Raw genomic sequence first — 235 nt, 5'->3', positions numbered from 1 at the left:
CAGAAGGCATGTTCAACCTTGGCACGCACGCTTGACTTGCGGCGATTGGTCAGGCGTTCTTCTTCTGTCAGCGCGTGACTGCGTGTGCCCCGGATGTTGGTAAAGTCTTTTATCCCTGGTGCTTTGCTGCGTGCAACCTGCTTTTGGCCCGTGTAGGCAGAATCGCCCCAGTAACGTGTCTCGCGCCCGTGCAGTAATTTTGGCAATACCTGGCTGTCGTGGACATTGGCTCCGG

Annotated in this window: 1 protein-coding gene; it reads right to left on the bottom strand. The window is 56.6% G+C overall.

Translation table 11 applies throughout. The features are described 5' to 3' along the window. The coding region (locus ACO0LI_RS30790) for a transposase (protein ID WP_423037752.1) at positions 1–235 on the bottom strand (235 nt) is incomplete at both ends.

This window comes from Undibacterium sp. Tian12W (assembly GCF_049339405.1).
Lineage (GTDB): Bacteria > Pseudomonadota > Gammaproteobacteria > Burkholderiales > Burkholderiaceae_D > Undibacterium.
The sequence above is the reverse complement of the archived record's forward strand: the minus strand, read 5'-3'. Positions and strand labels throughout refer to the sequence as shown.